This is a genomic window from Kribbella sp. NPDC050281 (assembly GCF_040655855.1).
Classification (GTDB): Bacteria; Actinomycetota; Actinomycetes; order Propionibacteriales; family Kribbellaceae; genus Kribbella.
In genome coordinates this window covers 1-1,594 of sequence record NZ_JBFAKS010000101.1, presented here as the reverse complement: position 1 = coordinate 1,594, position 1,594 = coordinate 1, and the positions used below count along the sequence as shown (strand labels likewise).

Annotated in this window: 1 protein-coding gene; it reads right to left on the bottom strand. The window is 69.6% G+C overall.

What is annotated here, in order from left to right:
• Window positions 1-382 precede the first annotated feature (382 nt).
• The gene (locus AB0I34_RS44095) at window positions 383-1,486 is read right to left on the bottom strand and encodes an IS110 family transposase (RefSeq protein WP_360458712.1); all 1,104 of its coding nucleotides are present in this window, start codon (window positions 1,484-1,486) and stop codon (window positions 383-385) included.
• Window positions 1,487-1,594 lie beyond the last annotated feature (108 nt).

The following is a 1,594-nucleotide window of genomic DNA, read 5'->3' as shown; positions in this document are numbered from 1 at the left end:
ACAAAACCGCACCCATGTGGGCCGGGTGTGTCAAGGGCGCGTGGGGTCTTGCCCCCGGTGATGTTGAGTTGTCGCCGGGGGTTCGGGGTGGTTGTTGTTGTGCGGGATTCCTCGTGGCTGGCCGTTGTGTCGCCGTCGGGTGGGAGGTGTCAGGCTGGAGCGCCCGGAGGCGGAGCCGAGGACGAACGAGCTTGACGCCGACGAGCGGCGGCGGATGATCGGTGCCGAGGAAGCCCTTGGGGGTTGGTACGGGTGGTGGTGGTTGTCCCCGGGGTGAGTGTGGTTGTCGGAGAGGGTCTCTCATGCACCCATTCGGTCGCCTAGCCAGGTGGCGGGGGCGGCCATGACCGTGGTGTCCGGGGACCCGGGCTGCTCAGTCAGGTCATCGAGCGCGGCTGGGCCGGCTCATGCGGTTTTGCGAGCTCGCCCGGTGGGGTGATCCTCCCGGTCTCGGCGCCGGCGTGGCGGCGGTGATGGTGTGTGTCTTGTTGGTGGTCGGGCTGGTGTTGTCGGTGTCGGTGAGCAGGTGGTAGGCGCGGGTCAGCAGCTTGCGGGCGATCGCGGTGGTGGCGATCTTCTTGCCGCGGCGCTGGCTGATCGCCTGGTAGGTGGTCGCGAACTGCGGTGAGCGTTTGGCGGTTTGCGCGGCCTCGCAGAGGATCCAGCGCAGCCAGGTCGAGCCCTGTTTGGAGATGTGCCCGTGCCGGACGACCAGGTCCGAGCCGCGCACGGTCGGGGTGAGCCCGGCCCAGGCGGCCAGCTTGCGGGCCGAACCGAACCGGTCGATGTCGCCGATCTCGGCCAGCATGACCAGCGCGGTCAGCTCGCCGACGCCGGGCAGCCGGGTGAGTACCTTGACCCGCGGGTCGGCCCTGGCGTGCTGGTGAACCTCGGTGTCGAGGCGCTCGATCGGGACCTGGACCGCCTCCATCATCGCCAGGCAGTCCTCGATCACCTCCCGCGACGCGGCCGGCAGCTCCAGCCCGGCCAGCCACCGGCGCCCCGGGCCGCTCCAGCAGCCCTCCGCCCGGTCGTGGCCGTGGTCGGCCAGGATTGCGTGGATCCGGTTGCGCAGCAGGGTGCGCAGCCGCACCAGCTGGATCCGGTGCCGCAGCCTGGCCCGCAGCTGACGCACCGCCGGCGGCGCGATCCACGCCTCCGGCAGCAGATCGGCGCGCAGCAACTGCGCCAGGATGTGCGCGTCGACCTTGTCGTTCTTCAACCGCGCCGAGGCGATCGCCTTGCACCGCGACGGGTGCACCAGATGCGGCTCGAACCCGTAGTCGTCGAGCAGCTCGACCAGCCATCCCCAGCCGAACGCGGCCTCGAACGCCACCGGCGTCCCGATCGGCAGATCCCCGATCACCTTCAACACCGTCTCGATCCCGTTCGGCACGTTCCTGTTGACCAGCGCCTCCCCGGCCTGGTCGATCACCGCCACCTGCGAACGCTTGCGGTGCACATCGATTCCGACGTACACAGACATCGTCGGGCCTCCTTCCCGAGCTCGTAGATATCACCGGGAACGTACGTTCGCCGGACTGAGCAGGGAAGGGGGCACGGCCCACGCCCGGCCCACATAGGGTCAGGTCAG